At 42.1% G+C, this 23,071-nt stretch carries 16 protein-coding genes and 1 riboswitch; of the genes, 5 read left to right on the top strand and 11 right to left on the bottom strand.

Going from position 1 to position 23,071, the window contains the following annotated elements:
• Positions 1-165: 165 nt before the first annotated feature.
• On the top strand, positions 166-2,838 hold the full coding sequence (locus ACM0OT_RS03940) for a DEAD/DEAH box helicase (protein WP_414562936.1): 2,673 nt from the start codon (positions 166-168) through the stop codon (positions 2,836-2,838).
• A gap of 65 nt (positions 2,839-2,903) precedes the next feature.
• Here the strand turns inward: ACM0OT_RS03940 and ylqF are convergent, their stop codons facing one another.
• The 6 genes from ylqF to purN form a co-directional block, all read right to left on the bottom strand.
• Positions 2,904-3,785, bottom strand: coding sequence for a ribosome biogenesis GTPase YlqF (gene ylqF / locus ACM0OT_RS03935; protein WP_414562934.1), 882 nt, complete (start codon positions 3,783-3,785; stop codon positions 2,904-2,906).
• A gap of 232 nt (positions 3,786-4,017) precedes the next feature.
• Positions 4,018-4,854 carry an ABC transporter ATP-binding protein gene (locus ACM0OT_RS03930; RefSeq protein ID WP_414562932.1) on the bottom strand — a complete coding sequence of 279 codons (837 nt, stop codon included), beginning with the start codon at positions 4,852-4,854 and terminating at the stop codon, positions 4,018-4,020.
• A 33-nt stretch (positions 4,855-4,887) separates the two neighbouring features.
• Positions 4,888-6,330, bottom strand: coding sequence for an ABC transporter substrate-binding protein (locus ACM0OT_RS03925; RefSeq protein WP_414562930.1), 1,443 nt, complete (start codon positions 6,328-6,330; stop codon positions 4,888-4,890).
• 98 nt (positions 6,331-6,428) lie between these two features.
• The gene (gene ntrB, locus ACM0OT_RS03920) at positions 6,429-7,280 is read right to left on the bottom strand and encodes a nitrate ABC transporter permease (RefSeq protein WP_414562928.1); all 852 of its coding nucleotides are present in this window, start codon (positions 7,278-7,280) and stop codon (positions 6,429-6,431) included.
• A gap of 96 nt (positions 7,281-7,376) precedes the next feature.
• Positions 7,377-7,587: riboswitch (cyclic di-AMP (ydaO/yuaA leader) on the bottom strand.
• 271 nt (positions 7,588-7,858) lie between these two features.
• Positions 7,859-8,239, bottom strand: a complete 381-nt coding sequence (locus ACM0OT_RS03915) for a VOC family protein (RefSeq protein ID WP_414562926.1) — start codon at positions 8,237-8,239, stop codon at positions 7,859-7,861.
• Between the two features lie 112 nt (positions 8,240-8,351).
• Positions 8,352-9,008 (bottom strand): phosphoribosylglycinamide formyltransferase, encoded by a 657-nt coding sequence (purN, locus tag ACM0OT_RS03910; RefSeq protein WP_414562924.1) that lies wholly within the window; start codon positions 9,006-9,008, stop codon positions 8,352-8,354.
• Between the two features lie 21 nt (positions 9,009-9,029).
• Here purN and ACM0OT_RS03905 point away from each other — a divergent pair, with 21 nt between their 5' ends.
• The gene (locus ACM0OT_RS03905; RefSeq protein WP_414562922.1) at positions 9,030-9,911 is read left to right on the top strand and encodes a carbohydrate ABC transporter permease; all 882 of its coding nucleotides are present in this window, start codon (positions 9,030-9,032) and stop codon (positions 9,909-9,911) included.
• A 12-nt stretch (positions 9,912-9,923) separates the two neighbouring features.
• Here the strand turns inward: ACM0OT_RS03905 and ACM0OT_RS03900 are convergent, their stop codons facing one another.
• Positions 9,924-13,304 carry a PAS domain S-box protein gene (locus ACM0OT_RS03900; protein ID WP_414562919.1) on the bottom strand — a complete coding sequence of 1,127 codons (3,381 nt, stop codon included), beginning with the start codon at positions 13,302-13,304 and terminating at the stop codon, positions 9,924-9,926.
• Between the two features lie 539 nt (positions 13,305-13,843).
• On the opposite strand from ACM0OT_RS03900, the gene ACM0OT_RS03895 reads away from it, so the two are divergent.
• Positions 13,844-14,503 (top strand): pentapeptide repeat-containing protein, encoded by a 660-nt coding sequence (locus ACM0OT_RS03895; RefSeq protein WP_414562917.1) that lies wholly within the window; start codon positions 13,844-13,846, stop codon positions 14,501-14,503.
• Here ACM0OT_RS03895 and ACM0OT_RS03890 read toward each other — a convergent pair.
• The 3 genes from ACM0OT_RS03890 to fraC are packed head-to-tail and all read right to left on the bottom strand — an operon-like array spanning position 14,500 to position 16,968.
• Positions 14,500-15,279 (bottom strand): ABC transporter permease, encoded by a 780-nt coding sequence (locus tag ACM0OT_RS03890; RefSeq protein WP_414562915.1) that lies wholly within the window; start codon positions 15,277-15,279, stop codon positions 14,500-14,502. The genes ACM0OT_RS03895 and ACM0OT_RS03890 overlap by 4 nt on opposite strands.
• Positions 15,280-15,335: 56 nt before the next feature.
• Complete coding sequence (fraD, locus tag ACM0OT_RS03885) at positions 15,336-16,361, bottom strand: septal junction protein FraD (RefSeq protein ID WP_414562913.1); 1,026 nt, start codon at positions 16,359-16,361, stop codon at positions 15,336-15,338.
• Between the two features lie 55 nt (positions 16,362-16,416).
• Positions 16,417-16,968 (bottom strand): filament integrity protein FraC, encoded by a 552-nt coding sequence (gene fraC / locus ACM0OT_RS03880; RefSeq protein ID WP_414562911.1) that lies wholly within the window; start codon positions 16,966-16,968, stop codon positions 16,417-16,419.
• Positions 16,969-17,188: 220 nt separating this feature from the next.
• Between fraC and ACM0OT_RS03875 the strand changes: the two genes are divergently transcribed.
• Complete coding sequence (locus tag ACM0OT_RS03875; protein ID WP_414562909.1) at positions 17,189-18,325, top strand: cob(I)yrinic acid a,c-diamide adenosyltransferase; 1,137 nt, start codon at positions 17,189-17,191, stop codon at positions 18,323-18,325.
• Positions 18,326-18,544: 219 nt separating this feature from the next.
• On the opposite strand, the gene ACM0OT_RS03870 is transcribed toward ACM0OT_RS03875, so the two are convergent.
• A complete protein-coding gene (locus tag ACM0OT_RS03870) occupies positions 18,545-19,222 on the bottom strand; it encodes an S-layer homology domain-containing protein (protein ID WP_414562907.1) in 678 nt (225 codons plus the stop codon).
• Between the two features lie 948 nt (positions 19,223-20,170).
• Between ACM0OT_RS03870 and ACM0OT_RS03865 the strand changes: the two genes are divergently transcribed.
• Positions 20,171-23,062 carry a glycerol-3-phosphate acyltransferase gene (locus tag ACM0OT_RS03865; protein ID WP_414562905.1) on the top strand — a complete coding sequence of 964 codons (2,892 nt, stop codon included), beginning with the start codon at positions 20,171-20,173 and terminating at the stop codon, positions 23,060-23,062.
• Positions 23,063-23,071: the final 9 nt, after the last annotated feature.

Below are 23,071 nucleotides of genomic sequence, written 5' to 3'. Positions count from 1 at the left end.
AGTGAGTAGGAAGAAGAAGCAGAGGGACAGGGTGCAGAGGGGAAGTTTTTTTCATCTCCCTCATCTTCCCTATTCTCCACTCCCCACTTCCCACTCCCTAATACTTAACGAAGTTGACAAAATAGCCGTTAATATAGTAAAAAGTCCGGTTGCAAATTTGATTGAGTGAATTATCCCGCGCCTTCTCCAGACCTTGACTTAGGGTTGATATTTCCCTTTGAACTAGATCAGTTCCAAAATGATGCGATCGCGTCCCTAAACGCTGGACGCTCCGTAGTTGTGTGTGCGCCCACGGGGTCGGGCAAAACATTAGTTGGGGAATATGCTATTTATCGCGCCCTATCGCGGGGGAAACGTGTGTTTTACACTACTCCCCTCAAGGCGTTGTCAAATCAGAAATTACGCGATTTTCGTGAGACGTTTGGGTATGACCAGGTGGGGTTGTTAACTGGAGATGCTTCCATTAACAGGGATGCACCGATTCTGGTGATGACTACAGAAATTTTTCGGAATATGCTCTATGGCACACCCATCGGGCAAGTAGGCATTTCCTTAGTGGATGTTGAGGCGGTGGTGCTGGATGAGTGCCACTATATGAATGATCGCCAAAGAGGTACAGTTTGGGAAGAATCAATCATTTATTGTCCTCGGGCAATTCAGCTAGTAGCCTTGTCGGCAACTGTTGCTAATAGCGATCAACTCACCGACTGGCTAAATCGCGTTCACGGCCCTACAGACCTGATTTACTCGAATTTTCGCCCAGTTCCTTTGGAATTTCACTATTGCAATCCTAAAGGGCTGTTCCCGCTTCTGAATGATAGCAAAACTAAAATTAACCCGCGTCTGGCAAATAGGGGCAAAAGAAGGCAAGGAGACAGGGGCAGAGGTGGCAGACCGGAAGCTCCCGGTATTGCCTATACTTTGAGCCATTTACAGCAACGAGATATGCTCCCAGCGATTTACTTTATTTTTAGTCGTCGGGGATGTGATAAAGCTGTAGCGGAAGTTGGTGATTTATGGCTGGTGAATAATGACGAGTCGCAAATATTACGACGACAAATAGATGACTTTTTAGCCCGCAATCCTGAAGCTGGGCGTTCTGGGCAAATTGCACCGCTTTACCGGGGTATTGCTGCTCACCATGCCGGCATTTTACCAGCGTGGAAGGTGTTGGTAGAAGAATTATTTCAGCAAGGGTTGATTAAAGTCGTTTTCGCCACCGAAACCCTGGCCGCAGGAATTAATATGCCTGCCCGAACCACAGTCATTTCTACCCTTTCTAAACGTACTGACTCTGGACATCGTTTATTAAACGCTTCCGAATTTCTGCAAATGGCCGGACGCGCCGGACGACGGGGGATGGATTTACAAGGTCATGTGGTGACAGTACAAACTCCCTTTGAAGGCTCGAAAGAAGCGGCATATTTAGCGACATCGAAACCAGATCCTTTGGTCAGCCAGTTTACACCAAGCTACGGGATGGTGCTGAACTTGCTGCAAATCCATACTCTAGAGCAAGCCAAGGAACTCATAGAACGCAGCTTTGGGCAGTACATGGCAACTTTGTATTTAAAACCAGAATATGATGAGATGGCCGAACTGCAAACACAATTAGCGCAATTGCATGAACAAATTGCCGCAGTTAGTGAACATGATTTGGCGATTTATGAGAAATTACGGCAACGCCTGAAAGTCGAACGCCAGTTATTACAAACTCTACAAGAACAAGCCCAGGAAAATCGGCAAGAAGAATTTGTGATGATGTTGAGCTTTGCAGTGTCGGGAACTCTGCTGAGTCTCAAGGGTAAAAATATTGCTGTGTCTGCACCGATAACGGCTGTATTAGTGGGCAAAACACCAGGTGGTGGAGAAGCTCCTTACTTGGTATGTTTGGGGCAAGATAACCGCTGGTATGTGGTAACTACTGGGGATGTCATTGATTTATATGCGGAACTGCCCCGAATTGAGATCCCAGAACATATCCTACCACCACCAGACTTGAACTTAAAACCAGGACAATCACTGCGTGGTAGTGAAGAAACATTTGCGATCGCCCAACAAATTCCTCAGCCACAAGGCTCATTATACATGCCGCCAGAAGTGGCAGAACAACTCAGTCGTGTTGCCGCCATCCAAGAGCAATTAGAAGCTAATCCCATCCATCAATCAGGTAATGCTAGCAAGATTTTCAAACGCCGGGCGCGTTATGTGGAATTAGAAGCTGAACTCGAAGAGTTGCAATCGCAAGTAGAGCAACACTCACAACGTCATTGGGAAGAATTTGTCAATTTAATTGCCATCTTGCAACACTTTGGCTGTTTAGATAACTTAGTACCCACACAATTAGGGCAAATTGCCGCCGCCATTCGCGGAGAAAATGAATTGTGGATCGGTTTAGTACTGGCTAGTGGTGAATTGGATAACTTAGATCCGCACCATTTAGCAGCCGCCATTGCAGCCTTAGTCATTGAAACTCCCCGTCCAGATAGTAGGGTACATTTTCAACTGAGTAACGAAGTGGTAGAAGCTTTGGCAAAACTACGGGGGATTCGTCGCCAAATCTTTCAACTGCAACGGCGGTATAATGTCACCCTTCCTATCTGGTTGGAATTTGAATTAATTGCTTTAGTGGAACAATGGGCATTGGGAACACCGTGGACAGAACTCTGTGACAATACCACTTTGGATGAGGGCGATGTTGTGAGAATTTTACGCCGGACGTTGGATTTATTATCTCAAATCCCCCACGTTCCCAATGTGCCGCAAAGCTTCCAGCGTAATGCTTATCGGGCTATTCAATTAATTGATAGATTCCCGGTAAATGAAGTGGTTGATTGATTGGGGGATAGGGGGATAGGGGGATAGGGGGACACGGGGACAGGGGGACAGGGGGAAGTGATCTTTTAGGATGGGGGTAGTTCAAGAGGAATGGTACCCAACAAGCCTTTACGAAAATCCGTTAAAAGATGCCTAGCGGTTCGCTCTACATCGCCTTTGTAACGATGCTCCGCTAGGGCGTGTAAATATCCTTCTCCTGTGTGAAGTGCGGGGTCGAGATTATAACGAGAATATAAGGGTGTGCGGGGTAATAATTCACCTGCTGTTTCGTGGAGATTATTCACTAAATCTACGAAAGCCGATGCCACTAGTTGGTTATCATAAGATGCCTGCCCAATATCATCACAAATAGCTAACTTTACTGCGGCTTCCTGATTTCCCATCTTTAAAGGGATGACACCAGGTGCATCCAGTAATTCCAATTGTTCGGAAATTCTCACCCAACGCAAAGAACGAGTTACCCCTGGACGGGCGGCACTTTCTACTACGCGCTTGCCTAAAAGACGGTTAATTAAGGCTGATTTGCCTACGTTAGGAAAACCAATCACCACAGCGCGAACTGGACGAGGTAACATCCCGCGATCGCGTCTTCTTTGATTGAGTTCTACCCCAGCTGCTTGGGCGGCTTTAGAAATTGCTACTACGCCTTGTCCTTGTTTGGCGTTGGTAGAATAGGCTACTTCACCCTGACTTTTAAACCAATCTACCCACAGCGATCGCACGTGCGGTGGAATCATATCTAATCGGTTTAATACCAACACTCGCGCCTTATTTCCCACCCACTCATTAATTTGGGGATGGTGTGTCGCCAAGGGAATCCGTGCATCTCGTACTTCTAGGACTACATCTACCCGGTTTAGTTGTTCTTTGAGATTTTTTTCCGCCTTGGCAATATGTCCTGGATACCATTGGATGAGGTTTAATTTATAATTTTGAGTCAAAGACATAATGAATTACCAATAGCTATTCATTCATTATCGCCTTTGGCAGCATCAATTATTATGAAGTAGGGAGTGGGGAAAGAATTTTCTATAGCTCAGATTTACTTATCCCCAATCAAGTTAACTTTCAATTTCTCTGATTTTTCTCCTTCTTTGCGCTCTTTGTGTCCTTTGTGGTATGCGCTGCTCGCACGCTACACGAACGTTTCCTTGATTCTTCACAGCGCACATATAAATTCTAATCATCTTGTTTAAAATAATTATCAAGAAAATTCAGAGCATGGTTACGCAGTTCAAAATATTCTTTTGAGTTTCGCATAGCGGCGCGATCGCGTGGATGTTCAAAAGGAACTTCTAATATTTCGCCAATTTTTGCTGATGGGCCATTGGTCATTAACACAATGCGATCTGACATATAAATTGCTTCATCGACATCATGGGTAATCATCATCACAGCTTGGCGATGATTTTCCCAAATATCTAATACCTGTCGTTGTAATTTACCTCTAGTTAATGCATCTAGCGCGCCGAAAGGTTCATCCATTAATAACATTTTGGGACGAGTTGCCAAAGCCCTAGCAATACCTACTCTTTGTTTCATTCCCCCAGATATTTCGTCAGGATATTTGTCTGCTGCTGCTGTTAAGTTCACCATTGCTAAATGTTCGTTAACAATGCTAATTTTTTCCGCCCGATTAGCCTTTTTGAGGACTTCATCTACAGCAAGACGGATATTTTCACGGACAGTTAACCAAGGTAATAATGAGTAGTTTTGAAATACCATCATTCTTTCGGCTCCTGGCTGGCGAATTTCTTTTCCGTCTAGCCGAACTGAGCCAGAAGATAATTTTTCTAAGCCAGCTACTATTTTTAATAGAGTTGATTTACCACAACCAGAGTGACCAATTACAGAAATATATTCGTCTTCGCCAATGGTGAGATTTACGTTATCTAATACAACAAAATTACCTTTGTCTGGTGTGGGATAGGCTTTGACTAAGTTTTCAATTTCTAAGAAGTTAGGACGAGACATAACTTTGTGTCCATTATTTACTACTAATGGGATATCTTTCATAATGAAAATCTCCTAAAATTTTATATTGACGATTTAAGACATAAAAAAACGAGTGGGAGCATTAGCCCTAATAGCAAATTGATTCAGATATCCCACTGGATCACTAGGGTCAAAACCTATTGTGTCAATAAAGACTTCTGGTGGTTCTACTTTATAATTCTCTTGAGGACATTCGATACCCATTTCTGTTGCTATTTCTCGATATAAATCAGTTCGCCAACCGCGTTGCGCTATTTCTTCAGCATTTTTGGGAAACTCGGAAATTTGTCCCCAGCGTGCAGCTTGAGTCATTAACCAAATACTTTGGGATTGCCACAAGAATGTGGAATGATTACCTGGGTATTGGGGAAGGTTTTCAGGAATATCAAAGAAAATTGTGCCATCAGCCGATTTAATGGTGCGGTCTTGGTTGTCAAATCCTCCGTAGTTGTAATTGCCGATAATTCCTGGACTGGTTAATTGAGCTATGGGTGCATTGAGATTTCTGGGTCTAGCACCTGTAAAGGAACGGTCTGTAATCAGTTCGGCTACTTCCTGACGATTTTCTGGTTTGCTGCAATATTGGCAGGCTTCTATCATTGCCTTGACCAAGGAACGGTAGGTTTTGGGATAGTTATCTATGAAAGATTCCATGACTCCCAATAGTCGGTCGGGATGTCCTAACCAGACTTCTTTACCTTGAGCGAAGGTGAAGCCGATACCTTCGTTACCTGTGATGGCTCTGGTGTTCCAAGGTTCAGCTACCATGTAAGCTTGCATGGCGCCAATTCGCACATTAGTCACCATTTGGGGAGGTGCCACAATAATGACGCGAAACTCTTTTAATGGGTCAACACCTGCGGCTGCGGATAAGTAACGCACAAAATATTCGTAAATGGCAGAACTCAAAACTACAGCCCAGACTTTGCGTTCTGTGGGTTGCTTGGCAAAGTAGTTGCGAAAATCGCGCCCAAAGGCTTCTAATGCACCATCGCCATATTGTTTTTGATATTCAAACCACGGACGTAGCCCAAAGTCCCACATGGCTTTGTTCATAGTCATGGCGTTACCGTGGCGGTGAATAGTCATGGCTGCACATAAGGGGGCGTGGCGTGCGCCTTCAGCACCAATTCTGGCGTTCGTAACAGCACCAGATACCACAGGGGAAGCATCTAAACGACCAAAAATTAATCCATCGCGGGATGTCGCCCAACTTGCTTCGCGGTTAAGTGTGACGTTCAAACCATATTTGCGGAAGAAACCTTTTTTCCAGGCGATCGCAAATGGCGCACAATCATTAACAGGGACATAACCAACGGTAATGTCAGATTTTTCTAAATCTTGAGATTTGACGACTGGTTCAACGGCTAAGGCTTCTGCACTCAGTCCTCCAGCACCAGTATTTCCAGTAATGCCACAGGATGACAGCGCTAACCCAGTTGTTGTTAATCCTATGCCTTTAATAAAGTCACGGCGATTCCAATGATGATCACCCATTGCTTTTACTCCAGTGGTAATCAATGATTTTTCGGCAAATTCAGGCTAAGACGCAGAATAACATTGCGTCTTGCTAGGTTTTAATGAGTAAAATTTTGTTAGTTAGAAGCTTTAGTCCTGTGGGTTACAAATTCTTCGATTTTGCCCACTGCATAATCTAAAACTAATCCAGTTACACCAATTACCAGTACGGCTAAAAAGACTGAGCTGAGATTTAAACGACTCCATTCATCCCACACAAAAAAGCCAATACCCACACCACCAGTGAGCATTTCTACAGCAACAATAACTAGCCAAGCAATCCCTAAACTAATGCGTAATCCTGTAAAAATATAGGGCAAACTTGCAGGCCAAATAATTTTGGTAATTCTCCTCCAACGCGGCATTTCTAATACCCGCGCCACATCTAGATAATCTTTGGGAACACTGGCAACACCTAAGGCAGTATTAATAATTGTGGGCCATAAAGAAGTAATGAAAATTACAAAAATTGCTGAAGGATCTGCCAAATTAAAGATAGCTAAGGCAATAGGCAACCAAGCCAAAGGTGATACGGGTTTGAAAATTTGAATGATGGGATTAAACGCTAACATGGCCGATCTAGACATACCAATGAGGAATCCCAAAGGAATCGCCACGATCGCGCCTAATAAAAAACCAATTAATACCCGTCTTAGACTAGCTATCAACAACCAGCCAATTCCTAAATTACCAGGGCCTCGTTGATAAAATGGATTTAATATGTAATCAAGATTAGCGATAAAGGCTTCCGGTGGAGTGGGCATTAATTCATGATTGAGCAGTGCCACAATCCACCACAACACAATCACTCCCAGAAATCCCAAGGCAGGTAAATAGAAAACATCTCTTACAACTACTGGTTTGGCTTTTTTCCAAGCAGTTTGCCCTGCGATCGCCATAATCGCAGCTAAATTTAATTGCAATAACATTACTGACCTCAACAGAACTTAGTGCAGGTACAAAAAACCGAGCAGTACCAGCCTCGGATACTGATGAGATCAAAACATTAGAAAAATGCTGTCTCTTCAGTCTCCTCTCAATGCCTACGAAGTTAGCTGACGGGCTAGGGCTGAGAGATGCCCCTCTCTAGTCGATTTTAGATAGGAATTTGAGATTAATGTTTTGACCTCAAACCTTACATCTTTTTCACAATCGATTTTGAGATACGCCCCATAATTTGGTTCCTCCGCTCCAGCATTATGAGCTATCACTCGCTGGATTAGGCTGACTTACTCAAGCTTATATTGGATTATACACTAACATCTTAATTTCGCAATAACAAGCTGAATTAAGGTGAATAAACTTCTCCGAAAGGAATATATTTTTCATTATCTTCCTTTAGATGGATAATTTATGCAGAGAGGAATTGACTTTGCAGGCAATTATGATACCGACGATATTGTTGATGAACTAGGACAACAAGATTGCATAACATTTCCTGGTAGTTTAGATGATAATATTTCTAGATTGTCTGCGTTGACAGATTTGGTGTTTGTCATAGTACCTTTTAAGATGGTGACTTACCTTGATGTAAAATTAGACGATTGCCATCGGGATCATATGCATAAATTTCTCTACCGTGAGAAGCAATGGAAATTTCTCCTGGGGGTGGATAACCTAAATTTGTGAGGTGAGCGATCGCATCTTCTAAATCACTCACTTCTAAACACAAACTTATTGTACTTTTTGCTGAGTTAACAAATTCAAATGCGTGTGTTTTTTTAGGTTGAAAAATACCTAATCGCACACCAGGAATGTGAAACTCTGCGTAAACATTGGGAATATAAATAACAGGTTTTTTACTTAGTAAATCTATATAAAAATTTATTAATTTATCAAAATTTAATGATGCGATGGTAACAAGTGCTTCTGTATATTGAAAAACCATCTTGATTATTTACTTAATTTCCTGGAAATTTTTAAGAGGCTACCAAATAATCAAAGACGGGCAAGATGCCCATCCTACAAGATAATTTATTTTCTGATGTTCTGTTAATGGTTCAAATAACTGATAATTCCCTGGCGGCAGCCAGTGCGATCGCCTGTGGTAAAATTCGGTGTTCCTGAATTTGAATCCTGGCGTGGAGTGTTTCTAGGGTGTCGTCTGGGAATACTGGTACAGCCGCTTGAATTAAGATAGGGCCACTGTCTACTTCTAAACAAACTAGATGTACTGTACAGCCTGTAATCTTGACTTTCGCAGCTAGGGCTTGTTCTACGGCATTAATGCCCTTGAAACTTGGTAATAAACTCGGATGGATGTTAATTATTTTTTCGGGAAAAGCATCAATCAACACTGGTGTGACAAGACGCATCCAACCTGCCATAATCACCCATTCAACATCATATTGTCTCAATGTCTTGACAATTTCTGTATCAAAACTTTCCCGGCTACTGTAGTCGCGGTGATTTAACAATACAGCTTCCACGCCCCAATTAGCTGCCCTGACTGGTGCTTTCGCCGAAGGGTTATTATAAATTAAAACTTGAACTTGAGCATTGAGTTGCTGATCTGCGATCGCTTGGGCAATAGCTGCAAAATTACTACCACTACCAGAAGCCATAATTCCCAGTTTCAGAGGAGTACTAGGAGAAATTTGGTCATGATTAACGCTGGGAGCAACCAAGCTAACGGTAGAATCAGGGCGGAGGTTCATAGCAAAGAGGAAAAATTATAGATGCCAAAAACATATACTAAGTCTTGGTTGGATAATGATACACTCGCCGCTTGGACTTTTTTGTCCCCCGCGCTGATTTTATTGGGTATTTTCATCATCTGGCCCATCGCTTATTTGTTTTATCTGAGTTTTACTGCGGGAAGTTTCACCTCTACAGGTACTACATGGATAGGTTTGAGAAATTACTGGCGCTTGTTTCTCACTCCTGATTTTTGGCAAGTTTTATGGAACACGATTTATTTTACTGTTGCCACCGTCATTCCCAGTTTAGTGATTCCTTTGGGGTTAGCAGTACTACTAGATAAATCTTTAGCCTTGCGGGGAGTGCTGCGGAGTGCCTATTTTTTACCTTCAATTATCTCCTTAGTTGCAGCTGGTTTAGGTTTTCGCTGGCTATTTCAAACCACTGGCCCTGTCAACGCATTTTTAGAAGTATTGGGTATTTCCCCCATTCCCTGGTTAGGAAGTACAGTTTGGGCTATGCCAGTATTAATTATCTTGAGTATTTGGAAACAACTAGGTTTCAATATGGTGGTATTTTTGGCAGGATTGCAAGCCATACCTCCTAGTCGCTACGAAGCCGCAGAACTAGATGGTGCTAATGCTTGGCAGCAATTTTGGCATGTAACCTTACCCGGATTACAACCCACTGTCATATTTGCTACTATTACCACAGCAATTTTTACACTCCGTAGCTTTGAGCAAGTTTATGTAATTACAGGTGGTGGCCCCCTAAATTCTACCAACCTGCTGGTTTACTACATTTATCAAGAAGCCTTTGCTCAATTTGATTTTGGTTATGCAGCCGCAGCCGCCACAGTATTGTTAGCAGTTACTTTAGTTTTGGTGTATTTTCAATTACAAACCTGGGGCGATGAATAGGACACGGGGACTCTAACCTCTAGCCTTTAAACTAACAACCTTTTTCCCAGCTAATCTCACGACAGCTGCAACTAATTCAGTGGGTTCGGCTGGTTTGGTGACATGCATCTGAAAACCGGCTGATAATGCCTGTTCTTGGTTATATTCTCCTGCATAAGCAGTAAGAGCGATCGCGGGGATTTTTCCGCCTGTTTCTGGTGTCCAAGTTCTCACTTGGCGCATCAGCATATAGCCGTCTATGTCTGGCATTCCAATATCACTCAGTAGCACATCTGCTTTTGATGCTGGCAGGGTTTCTAGTGCATCAATGGCTGATGAGACTGAGATCACTTCTGCGCCTTCTTCTTCGAGGACAAAGCTAATAAAGTCACGCGAGTCAAGATCATCATCTACAACTAGGATTTTGATGCCCTGAAGATTACCTATGTTGGAGTCCATTATTTCTTCTTCCTGGTTCTCTACTGTGGTCAATTTTGTAGACAAAACTGGTAACTGGACTGTAAAAGTTGCTCCTTTTCCTTCACCTGGACTATCAGCGTTGACTGTACCTCCGTGGAGTTCTACTAACTGTCGGACAATTGCTAGTCCCAGCCCTAACCCGCCGAATTTTCGGGTGGTGGCGCTATCTGCTTGACGGAAGTAATCAAATACATAACTCAAAAAATGAGAGTCTATTCCTTTACCTGTATCAGTGACTTGAATTTGAATGTGAGAATCAATTTGTTCTAAGCAAACTTGTACTTGTCCTCCTGGGGGAGTGAATTTGACGGCGTTGGAAAGGAGATTCCAGACCACTTGTTGTAAGCGGTTGGGGTCACCCATGACTAGGACTGGAGCATCGGCATGAGGCTGAAACTTTAATTTGATGGATTTTGCTTTGGCTGCTAAATGGACTGTTTCCATTGCTGCGGTAATCGTCGTTGCCAGATTGACTTTATCCACATTGAGTGTCAACTTGCCTTGCAAAATCCGCGAGACATCTAGTAAATCTTCAATTAATTGCGCTTGTAACCTGGCATTGCGCTCGATTGTAGCTAAGGCTGCGGTGGTTTTTGATTCATCAAATTTACGACTTTGCAGTAGCTTAGACCAACCCAAAATCGGATTTAGGGGGGAGCGCAATTCGTGGGAAAGAACAGCCAAAAACTCATCTTTAATACAGTTGGCTTCTTCTGCTTGGGCGCGTGCTTGTTGTTCGGCTTCATACAACCTCGTGTTTTCAATGGCGATTGATGCCATTTGCGCTAATTGCACGATAATGGCTTCGTCTTCTTTGGTAAATTCATCTTCATATTTATCCGATAACTGAATTAGTCCGATGCTGTGACCATCTCGTCCAATGAGGGGAGTAGCTAACCATCCCCGCAGCGGTGGGTATTTGTCTATTTGCTGACCAAACTGCTGCCATTGGGGATGAGATGTGAGTTCTGCTTGGGATAGGCGTATAGGCCCATTTGTTTGATGAATACTGGGTTCAATACCTAAGCTATCTAGTTGTTGACATTGATCTCGCCAGGCAGCATATTTATCGGACAGTGAAGTTGAATTCATGGCTTGTCCTTCATCATCATCAATTATCACGCTGGTGACTGATTGATGCGCGCCAATAATTTCGCGGGCTTGTTCTGTAATTACACGTAACACTTCTTCGATGGAGAGTGCCGAATTAATTGCCACTGCTGCCTCCATCAACCCATGTAATTGTCTGGTATATTGCCGCGATCGCGCTAACATTTTCTCTTTTTCTGCCTCTGCTTGTTTGCGGTCTGTAATGTCAATACAGGAACCGATATAACCAAGGAAAGTACCTTCTGATGTAAAGCGTGGCACTCCCATATCTAAAATCCAACGATACTCACCGTCAGCACGTTTCATCCGATATTCCATTTGGAATTCTTGACGGGTATTAAATGCATGAATATAAGTAGCAAAATAACGCTGTAAATCGTCAGGATGCACCCCTTCTGCCCAACCGTGACCCATTTCTTGCTCCATTGTTCGTCCTGTAAACTCCAGCCAAGGCCGATTAAAATAGCAACGAAGACTGCTAATATCACTCATCCAAATCAAAGTAGGAGAAGTATCCGCCATCTGCCGAAATCGGGCTTCACTTTCTCGTAATGCTGCTTCTACTCGTTTATTTTCCGTAATATCTAGCACTTGTGATAATACAGAAACTAACTTGCCTGATTCGTCACATAAAGCTGAGTTATACCATTGACAATGAAGTACAGTGCCATCTTGGGTGTAGTTACGGTTGTTGACGATTACTTGCGTTTCACTGCAATTAAATAACCGACCAATTACACTATTGACGACCTCTATATCTTCCCCAAAGACAAATTGCCAATCATTTATCTGTTTACCGAGAACTTCCTCAGCTGTCCAGCCAAAAATACGTTCAGCTGACTTTGACCAGCGAGATACGCGAAATTCATGATCCCACTCGATTATCGCCAAAGGAGAGTTTTCTACATGGAATGTCAGTCTTTGCAGAACATCCCGTAATGATTTTTGTGTCTGTTGGCGCTCAGTTAAATCCATCACAAAACACACACAAGTTGGTGGAGACTGGTCTAAAATTGCCCCACCAATCAAAATCGTAATCCGGCTCCCATCTTTACGGATATATTGCTTTTCAAAAGGTGTAAAGCTCCCAATTGTGACAAGTTCTTGTAATGCCTTTTCGTCTAGATGGTGAAACTCAGGAGGTGTAATTTGTGACCAACAAATTTCCCCTGCTAGCAAATCTTCACGGGTATAACCCACCATCTGTAAAAATATATCATTAGCCTCAATAATATTAGTGAAATCTGCTATAACGATGCCAATAATATTCGAGTCAAATAATTTTTTTAATTTAATTTCACTTGCCACTAATTGCTTCATTATTTCAGCATTAGTATTTGGCTCATTCATTTTTAATATTGGTATTTGGGTTTTATCTCCTGCCCCAGAAAGATTGTGAATCTGCTGGGAATTTGGTTTAGTAATATGAGAAAAGGTATAGACAACTGCGTAGGGTGAACTTTCGTCAGCTAGAAATAAAGGCTGACAGTTCATCAACAGCCACTTTAACTCTGTATTTGGTTTATCTAACCCCACAATAACATTCAAGCAAGGCTTACCTGTACCCAGAGCCAGCATCGCTGGATGGGTTAATGCCGTCAAGGGGATGCCATTTTCGTCCACAAATCGCCAGCAGGCGTTAGGGGAATCCCATGCATGTATATCCTTGGCTGTAAGTCCCAAAATCAGTTCAGCGCTAGTATTACAACCTTGTATACTGCCATTCGCTAACTGAAATATCATCCCCTCTTCCACAGTAGCGGTTTTCATATTACTTTGTCGCTGGTCAGCCAAGTCATAATCACACTTTTCTTGATTTTGCATCTTGTTCGCTTGAGATGAATGCAGTGGGACTGTTTTGCCAAGAAATAGGATCTAATTCTTGAAAAAAATCTTCATCCGCTGTTTTTTACATAATTTCGGCTGATTTTACATATGTAAACATTCGCTTTCTTTTAATCTAACTTGGCAAGTAAATAAATCCTCCTATAGATAGGTGTTAGTTAATCAAGTGTTCAATTTGTAGATTTACTTTATCGGTTCTCCTGAATATTGTGCATGAGCAATAATTAAATGGGTGATATTAGGCATTAGTTTGTAGATCTGATATGTTTTACATTATCAATTTTTCCTGACTTATGACAGCATTTATTATTGACCTTACTACTGTCTAGGCGGATTTCCCGCTCATGAGCAAATTTTTTGCAATTTATTCCTGAATTTTGAGCAAAATTATGGGCATTTGAGGTGTAATCTCGAAATACAGTAACTCTCACTCACAAAGACATGTATTCTGAGTAATTTATGATTTAGGACTCAGAAAAATTTAATTTTTGTGATTATTATCAATTGAGGTGAATATCATGAGAAATTATGCTGACAACCAAGAATTAATATTGGATCAAATCAAAGATAAAGCTTGTCAGCGTAGGGATTTTAGTGGCTGTGATTTAAGCAAAATTGACTTGAAATCAGTTGATTTTAGCGGTTTTAACTTGATGGGTGCAGATTTTCAGGGGGCCAATTTATCTGGATCTGATCTCACTGGGGCTAACTTAAAGGGGGCAAATTTAATACAAGCTACTTTACGTGGAGCTAATTTATCAGAAGCTAATTTATCAGAAGCTAATTTTACTAATGCTGATTTAACATCTGCTAATGTCTGTTGTTCTCGCTTGTGGCGGACGCAATGCAGTCACATTAACCTTTGGGGTGCTTCTTTGTGCGATACAGATTTAACTGAAGCAAATCTGAGTGCAGCAATATTAATTGAAGCATCCTTGATTGAGGCAAACTTATTGAGAGCAAATCTGGCGGGAGCAAAATTATGTGGGGCGACACTACTAGAAGCTAATTTAACTGAAGTCAACTTAAGCGGCGCAGACTTGACATCAACAAACTTAACTAAGGCTAACTTGAGTCAGGCAAATCTTTGGGAAACTAAAATAATTTATGCGAAACTACGAGACACTATCATGCCTGATGGTACGATTTGTGATCCTCAGATAGTCATTTGGGATTAAAACTCACGTCGCCAGAAGATCAGATTAGCGATCGCTAGTAGCATAATGCTATAAAGTAAGCCGTAGCCGACATTAGTCATGAGTGCTGTGGCATCAGGTAAGGCTTGTAGACCATAAACAGCATCGTTTTTCAAATCTAATCGTGATAAATTTGGCAAAATGAGATACAAGCCTTGAGTTATCCTGGCCATCATCGGGTTATTGCTCAAGCGACCAAGTTGGACTAAATCTGGCGTAATATTCCCCATTAAGTAAACTGCAAATGTTAAAGTGACAGCTAATAGGGAACTTGTAAAGACACCGAAGGTAATAGCTACAGCAGTAATTAGAGATAATTGCAAGCATAAGAAAACCGTGGCAATTAAAATGCTGGGAATTGAATGAGGAATATTCCCTATCTGCAAAAATATTAAATAAATGACTGTCATAGCAGCCACAAGTACGCTCAACACGGCCGATAAACCCAAGAATTTGCCAACAATAATTTCACTGCGGCTCACCGGCTTGGCAATTAACACCAAAATAGTCCGTTTATCAATTTCTTTATTAACCAGTCCTGTACCAATAAATATGGCAACAATTAAAGTCAATATATTCATTGTTGCTAGACCAAAGTCCAGAAACATTTTATCTTCAGTCGTAGCGGCAAATTCAGGGATGACACGCAGAGCAATAGCCAGGATGAGGGCATAAAAACCGATAATATACAGGATGCGATCGCGTACCATTTCCTGAAAGACATTTTTAGCGATGACAAAAATTCTGCTTAAGTTCATTGCTTGTTAGTTGTGGCTAGGGAGTAGGGAGTAGGGGCTAGAAAGTTTCTCCACCATCACTGCTGCGGTGGTGGCGCACCAGCTACCAATTTACTGAGGCGATCGCATTCAACTTCTGCAACTGTATTTTTAATCTCTGCTTGAGTGGGAGTGACGATAGTATTGCTAGATGATGCAATGGGGTCAATACGACAAGATTTTTGCAAATAATACCCTTGGGGGTTAGAACTCGGCCCTGACCAAATGCTCAGTAAATCTAATCTATACCCAGCTTGAGTATTAGTTATCCGCGGTTCTACACGCCATAACGCCTTTTCTTCAAACTCTGCCAAATGTATATTAATTACTTCTCTTCCCAAGTTTCCTACTTGCTGTTGTGCATCTATCAACCATTTTTCGACTTCTGACCAAGGTTTGTTGGCTAATTCTTTTTCTATAATTGGTTGCAGTTGTTCTAAAATTAAAACACCATTCTTGGGTATTTTTTCTGGTTCTTCCATGCTCCAAACAATTGTACTGCGATTAAAACTATCTGCCAGTAAACTGGGATATTGTGTAAACCAATTATCCATAACAAAATAAAATTGAATCCAGCAACTAAGTAACGTACAACTAGCTACTAAAATTATGATTTTTTCCCGAATTGCCGGTTGAGGAATTTTTGCTTTAGTTTTTTCACCGCCTTCAATAAAGTCAGGAAAAGCCGTAATTAATGCAGAGATTGTGGGCCACAGCACAATACTTCTCGATGTCATTACTCTTTCTGGATCGCGGAACAAAAATATACTAACTAAAAAGCCAGTAATTACTGCGCCTACTGGCATAAAAGTACCAGGAACTCTTAAAGGATCATCAGTTGTATACCATGCAGTACCAGTTATTAAAAATAACCAACCACAAAATCCAATTATATTGCTTACATAGCCAATGGCTAAAGATGACAGTGCCCAAGAAAATATACTCAGATAAATAAATGTCTGCCAAGAATAAGCCTTGGTGGGAATTATTAATTTTCTAATTCCTTCGTAAAGTCCTGCGGTAAAGCTGAATAACTTTAAGAGGTCTTTAAAGATTGTTACCATTATTCACACCTCCAATTCACAAATTTATGAGTATTTTTATCAGACGAAGTAGCAGTTAAACAGTTTTCCTACCTAATAACAAAATAATAGTAATAGCACTATAACTTAGTGAATTTGCTATTAATATAGTAGTAACTAAATTTGAGTTTTGTAATCTCGCCGTGCTGGCACGTCGCCATTTTAAACGATTAGATGCTGGTATTTTTTCTGGCTTGATAACAAATGTTTCTCTTAAGGAAACTACAAATATTTTTAAAAGCAAAAATTTCATTAAAAAGGTAAGAAAGAACATAATAAAAGCCGTAAAAATCATAATAGCCTGTGAGCTTTCCCTCCGGAAGCTATTAAAAAGCATGTAACTAATTAATTCTGATTTTAAATTTATAGGCAACATTGGTTCTATAAAGAAAAATATAATCCAACCAATAGTACTAGAAAAAAGATTTATAGATATGGCATAAAACATACTCGTTTTTTTGTCGAATTGTAGCCGCTTATTCAACACATATGCCTCTATAGGAATAGCAGTCAGTAAAAATAAAAATTCAAACAAGATGGCCCCAAGAGGCCAAATGCTGGGAATCGTGAGGTTTTCAAGTCCAAACATAAAAGGTCAAGGTCGGGGTTAATGTTAGAAAGTATAACTGGGATTACATCATGGTGTGCCAGTATACACCTATTTATTGGGGAGTAGGGAGTAGGGAGTGGGAATGAGGTGATTGGATAAAGTTTTTGACCGATGACTAATAACCAAGAATATTTTTTCTGGCTGATATGACAAAAGGTTCTGTAAAATTAAAGACTGCCACATTACAGCTTTTCAAGAAATGACAAGGAACGGCATCGGTATTCGCACGGCGCAAGTGCGTCCTGAACGGCTCACTGGTCAAATTCACGTCTATGATGGTGTGGGTAAAGGTAAGTCCCAAGCGGCTTTAGGGGTAGTTTTGCGCTCAATTGGCTTGGGAATAAATACACCGAGCGATTCCCACCGGGTTTTACTACTGCGGTTTTTAAAAGGGCCAGAACGGGATTATGACGAAGATGGGGCGATCGCAGCCTTACAGCGTGGATTCCCTCATTTAATTGACCAGGTACGTACTGGGAGAGCGGAATTTTTTGGGCCGGAGGAAATTACCTCTTTCGACGAAGATGAAGCGTCACGGGGTTGGGATGTAGCTAAAGGTGCCATCGCCTCTGGATTATATTCGGTTGTGGTTTTGGATGAAATTAATCCGGTTTTGGATTTAGGTTTGTTACCAGTGGATGAAGTGGTACGGACATTAAAAGCTAAACCCCAGGAATTAGAAATCATAGCCACTGGACGTGCTGCACCGCCAGAATTACTGGAGATTGCGGATTTGCACTCGGAAATGAAACCCCAAGACCACCCCACGGCCAAAGCTCTCTTCCTAGAAGGTATAGAAATTTACACTGGCGCGGGTAAAGGTAAGTCCACCAGTGCTTTAGGTAAAGCTTTGCAAGCTATTGGGAGGGGAATCAATCATCCAGGTTCTACCCGCGTGTTAATTATGCAATGGCTCAAAGGTGGTAGTGGTTATACAGAAGATGCCGCGATCGCAGCTCTGCAACAATCATATCCAGAGGTTGTAGATCATCAACGCTGCGGCCGTGATGCCATCGTTTGGCGCAATTCCCGACAAGAACTAGACTATATAGAAGCCGAAAGAGGTTGGGAAATTGCCAAAACTGCTATCGCCTCTGGATTGTACAAAACCATTATTCTTGATGAACTCAATCCCACAGTTGACCTCGAACTACTTCCGGTGGAACCGATAGTTCAAGCTTTACTGCGTAAACCCCGCGATACCGAAGTCATTATTACTGGACGTTGCCAACAACAACCAGCCTACTTTGATTTAGCTAGCGTTCACTCTGAGGTATACTGCCACAAACACTATGCCAATCAAGGTGTAGAACTTAAACGTGGCGTTGATTTTTAAGCCTTAAAGTGCTGACTACAAATTTTCATTCATCATGGACAATAACAATTTACTCGACTTGATCACAGGAGGACTAGCGATCGCTATTCTACTAGGCGGTATGTTGATGATGTTTACTACTGTCTTCACTACCAAGAAAGGAAGGAAATAGGGATTGGGGAACTCAGGGCCCCCTCTAGGGATTCAGGGAACGTAACCGAAATTCTTCCCCCCAACTCCCTACTCCACTCTTGCAGGAACACCAGGAACTACCGGTGTTGGTGGTAATGGCTGTTGTCTTTCTAAATATTTACTTAATACGTAAGCCATATCCCCACGGGTCATGGGTCGTAATGGGGAAATATTGTTTTGGCTATCTGTGTTGATAAAACCTTCGGCAATTACTGTGGCGATCGCTCTTCTAGCCCATGTGGGAATTGATGCTGCATCGGGATGCGATTCAAGGATTTCACTTACTGTGTCATCACTAAACTGAAATACACCATAGGCTTGGGCAAAAATAGCCAAACCTTCTGCCCTAGTTACTCTTTGATTTGGGAAAAATAAATTTCCCCGGTAGCCTCTCATAATATCGGTTTTGAGAACTGTCTGAATATCATTAAATGCCCAATGGGAGGCAGGAACATCTGGTGCAGATATTGCCTCTCCTTGTTTCACGGCATCTCGTTTATCTAAGTGAAATGCTTTCACCATAATAGCGGCTAATTCTGCCCGATTAATCATCCTTTCTGGATAAAAGTTGCCATCAGGTGAATTTGTCATTAATTTGGCTGTAATTACCTGTTGAATTGCAGTTTCTTCTATTTGATTATTAGGCTCTAGCGCTCTGGCTTGAGGAATTAAGGGGACACTTTGAAGAAGTGCTAGCAAAGAAAGAGTACTTAATAATTTCCGCATAAATATTACCACTTTCAATTTGTTAATTTGTATTTACAAGAGTTCTGTTAGTTACCTAATATGATTAGACAATTGCATATCAAGTTTGTTTTGGATGACGCATTTACTAGGAATAAAGTTGCAAGCTATACTTCTAAAAATATAGTAATTTAAATAATTTTTTAGCATCTGACAAATGCATCCGTGCTATTAATCAGTAACACTTCACTCTTTAGCACCTAGCCCTGGCAATTATAAAAGCAGCCCAAGGCGCGCTGGGCGCTAAACCTAGCTATGCCCACAAACAAGGGCTTAATTCCCCGACTTGTACTAGTAGTTTGCCCAAAAAATTTTCCAGAGTTTGTAGTGAGGGCTGAAGCCCTCAAGCCAAGGACTAAAGTCCTGACTACGAACTTATTCACCCAGCCAAGTTAACTTGGTGTCACCTTCAGCTCATAATTACCCCTGTGGCAATACAAGCCCTGTAACCCCCTTGGAGACACAGTTAAGCAGTCAATGTATGAATGACATTGTTGCAAAGCTTAAACAAAATATTATGAGAACTTTCGCTTGATCGGCAAATAGAAAGACTACAATCAAAACGGACAAATTAGCCCTGTAGCAAAGGAGGCTTACAAAGCTATGTCCGATCTAAATCGAGGAATTATGAAATTTAAGGGGGCAGATTCCCCCAAACTAGTCACCATTTCCACCGTTCTGCTCTTGGGATCGATTGCTGCCTTGATTGTTTGGGCGCTGCAAGCTGCCTATGCGCTAAACTAGGTAACTAGCAGCTTCAGAATTAGCGGCTGAGGCGGACACTTGCAAATACGGTTTCTGCCGCAGTCAAGTGTCCATTAAGCAACTAAATAAAAGTTCCCTAACTACCATCAAAAAATTTCAGAGAAACTTTAGAATTTGAGATTTGAGGTTTTAGATGGAATATATATCTAAAATCCAAAATCCACAATGATTGAACTTTGGGGTGCCCTAGTTATTTTAATTGCCTGCCCCCTCTTGGGTGGTTTACCAGTGATTGCTTGGATTACCTATGCTTTCAAAGGTCGGCAATTATCACGAATCGGCACGAAAAACATCAGCGTTTCAGCCGCTTTTTACCACGGCGGTACATTAGTAGGACTTTTGGCAGTTTTGTCAGAAGCCCTCAAAGGCATCGGGGCAGTTTTGCTGTCTCGTGTGTTTTTTCCTGACGGCTCATCTTGGGAATTAGTGGCCCTAATTGCCTTAGTCTTGGGTAGATACTGGATGGGTAAAGGCGCAGGAACCACGAATGTCGTTTGGGGATTTCTCGTACATGATCCCCTAGTGACAGTATTTACCAGTTTGTTAGCAATCATCAGCTTTACACTTCTACGCTCCAGAAAACTGGTAAAAGTGGGAGTTTTATTTATTTTTCCTTTATTTGTGATCCTCTTAAATGTGGACGATTTCCCCAAAATAGTTGCTGCTATTGTCTTAGCTGGGGTGTTGGGGTGGATTTATACACAAATTCCCGATGACTTGAATTTGCCAGTGGGAGAGGCCGAATCAGATTCCCAAGCAACATTGGAATATTTACGAGGTAATCGCCCGATTCTTTCTTTAGATGATGAACTGGATGTAGCCGTTGTCGGGCAAAAAGCAGCTACACTCTCTCAAATTAAGCGTTGGGGCTACCCAGTTCCCAAGGGTTGGGTGATTTCCCCAATTGATGATCCCCAAGAATTGATCGCCATTCTTCAGCCCTCAGATTTATCGCCCTTAGTGGTGCGTTCCTCAGCCATTGGGGAAGATTCGGAACACGCTTCCGCTGCTGGACAGTACCAAACAATTTTACAAGTTACCAGCAAACAAGAATTACAAGAGGCCATCGCCCAAGTCCAAGCTTCTTACAATCATCCATCTGCTGTACAATATCGACGCGATCGCGGGTTACCAGATACAGCAATGTCTGTGCTGGTGCAACAAGAAATCCAGAGTGTGTATTCTGGTGTCGCCTTCAGTCGTGATCCCATTACCCAACAAGGTGAGGCCATTGTGATTGAGGCTTTACCAGGTAGCCCCACGCAAGTTGTTTCTGGCAAAGTCACACCAGAACAATATCGCGCCTTTGTAGTAGAGACAGACGATTTTTCCTCTGTGCAGGTAGAGGGAGCAGGACAAGTCCCCCAAGCATTAATCAAACAAGTAGCCTACTTAGTCCGGAGATTAGAACGACGCTATCACGGCATTCCCCAAGATATTGAGTGGAGTTACGACAGCCAAACCCTCTGGGTATTGCAAGCTAGACCCATTACGACCCTGTTACCCATCTGGACAAGGAAAATTGCCGCTGAAGTGATTCCAGGTGTGATTCACCCCTTAACATGGTCGATTAATCGCCCATTAACTTGTGGAGTTTGGGGAGATCTTTTTACTTTAGTTCTAGGCGATCGCGCTTTGGGTTTAGATTTTACTGATACTGCCACATTGCACTATTCGAGAGCTTATTTTAATGCATCTCTCTTAGGACAGATTTTTCTACGGATGGGTTTACCACCGGAAAGTCTGGAATTTTTAACTAGAGGTGAGAAAATGAGCAAACCGCCTTTGAAGTCCACCTTCGAGAATTTACCAGGACTAACAAGGCTACTGAAACGAGAACTGCGTTTAGAAAAGGACTTTAAACGCGACTACAGCAGAGTATTTATTCCGGGTTTGTCACAATTAGCCAATGAATCAATTGATGCCCTAGAACCATCCGAGTTACTAGCAAGAATTGATTTCATTCTGGAATTGCTCCGTAGTGGAACTTACTACAGTATTTTAGCTCCCTTAAGCGCAGCTCTTAGACAAGCTATTTTTCGGGTAAAAGATGGGCGCATTGATAACAGCGTCACCCCAGAAGTAGCAGCATTAAGGTCTTTGAGTGCATTAGCCGCAGATGCTAAACAAGTATTACCTGAATGTGATCCCGATCAAATATTTGAACAACTGGCGCAAACACCAGGAGGAGATAAGATTCTCTACGAATTTAACGAATTGCTAGAGGATTACGGCTATTTAAGTGATGTTGGGACAAATATAGCCATTCCCACCTGGAAAGAAGACCCCCAACCAGTCAAACAGTTATTTGTGCAGTTGATGATCAACCAAGCCGAGACAGACGGGGTAAATTCTCTTAACCGTGCTTTGTCCAGCAAGCGCAAGCGGGGGATAGTCCAGCAACGAGTAGATATTAAAGGGCGAGTTACCGAAGTTTATTCCCGGTTATTAGCCCAATTACGCTGGCGATTTGTGGCTTTAGAACAAATTTGGTTAAAAATGGGCATCCTCAGAGAACCAGGAGATATCTTTTTTCTGGAGTTGGATGAAGTGCGATGTTTAGTAGCAAATAGTAATGCCGAATTGCGCGATCGCTTATCTGAGATATTACAATCCAGGCGATCGCAATTTAGCCAAGATAGCCAAATCAACCAAATCCCCATTTTAGTTTACGGTAATACCACACCCCATGCCCTAGAACCCTCTGAACTCTACTCAGACCAAATATTACAGGGCATTCCCGCTAGCCACGGACAAGCCGAAGGAAGGGTGAAGGTGGTACGTAATTTACAAGATTTACCAGAAATCAACCGCGAGACAATTTTAGTAGTACCTTATACAGATTCCGGCTGGGCGCCTCTGTTAGTCAGGGCGGGAGGAATAATTGCCGAAGTCGGGGGACGACTTTCTCATGGTGCGATCGTGGCCCGGGAGTACGGTATTCCTGCCATCATGGATGTTCGCGGTGCTACATGGATATTGCAAGACGGTCAACGAGTCAGGATTGATGGCTCTAGGGGAATTATCGAATTATCTAATGATTTGAGGCCAGAGTGAGAAGAGACA

This window comes from Anabaena sp. CCY 9613 (assembly GCF_963920895.1).
Lineage (GTDB): Bacteria > Cyanobacteriota > Cyanobacteriia > Cyanobacteriales > Nostocaceae > Cyanocohniella.
This window is presented reverse-complemented; position numbering and strand designations above follow the sequence as displayed.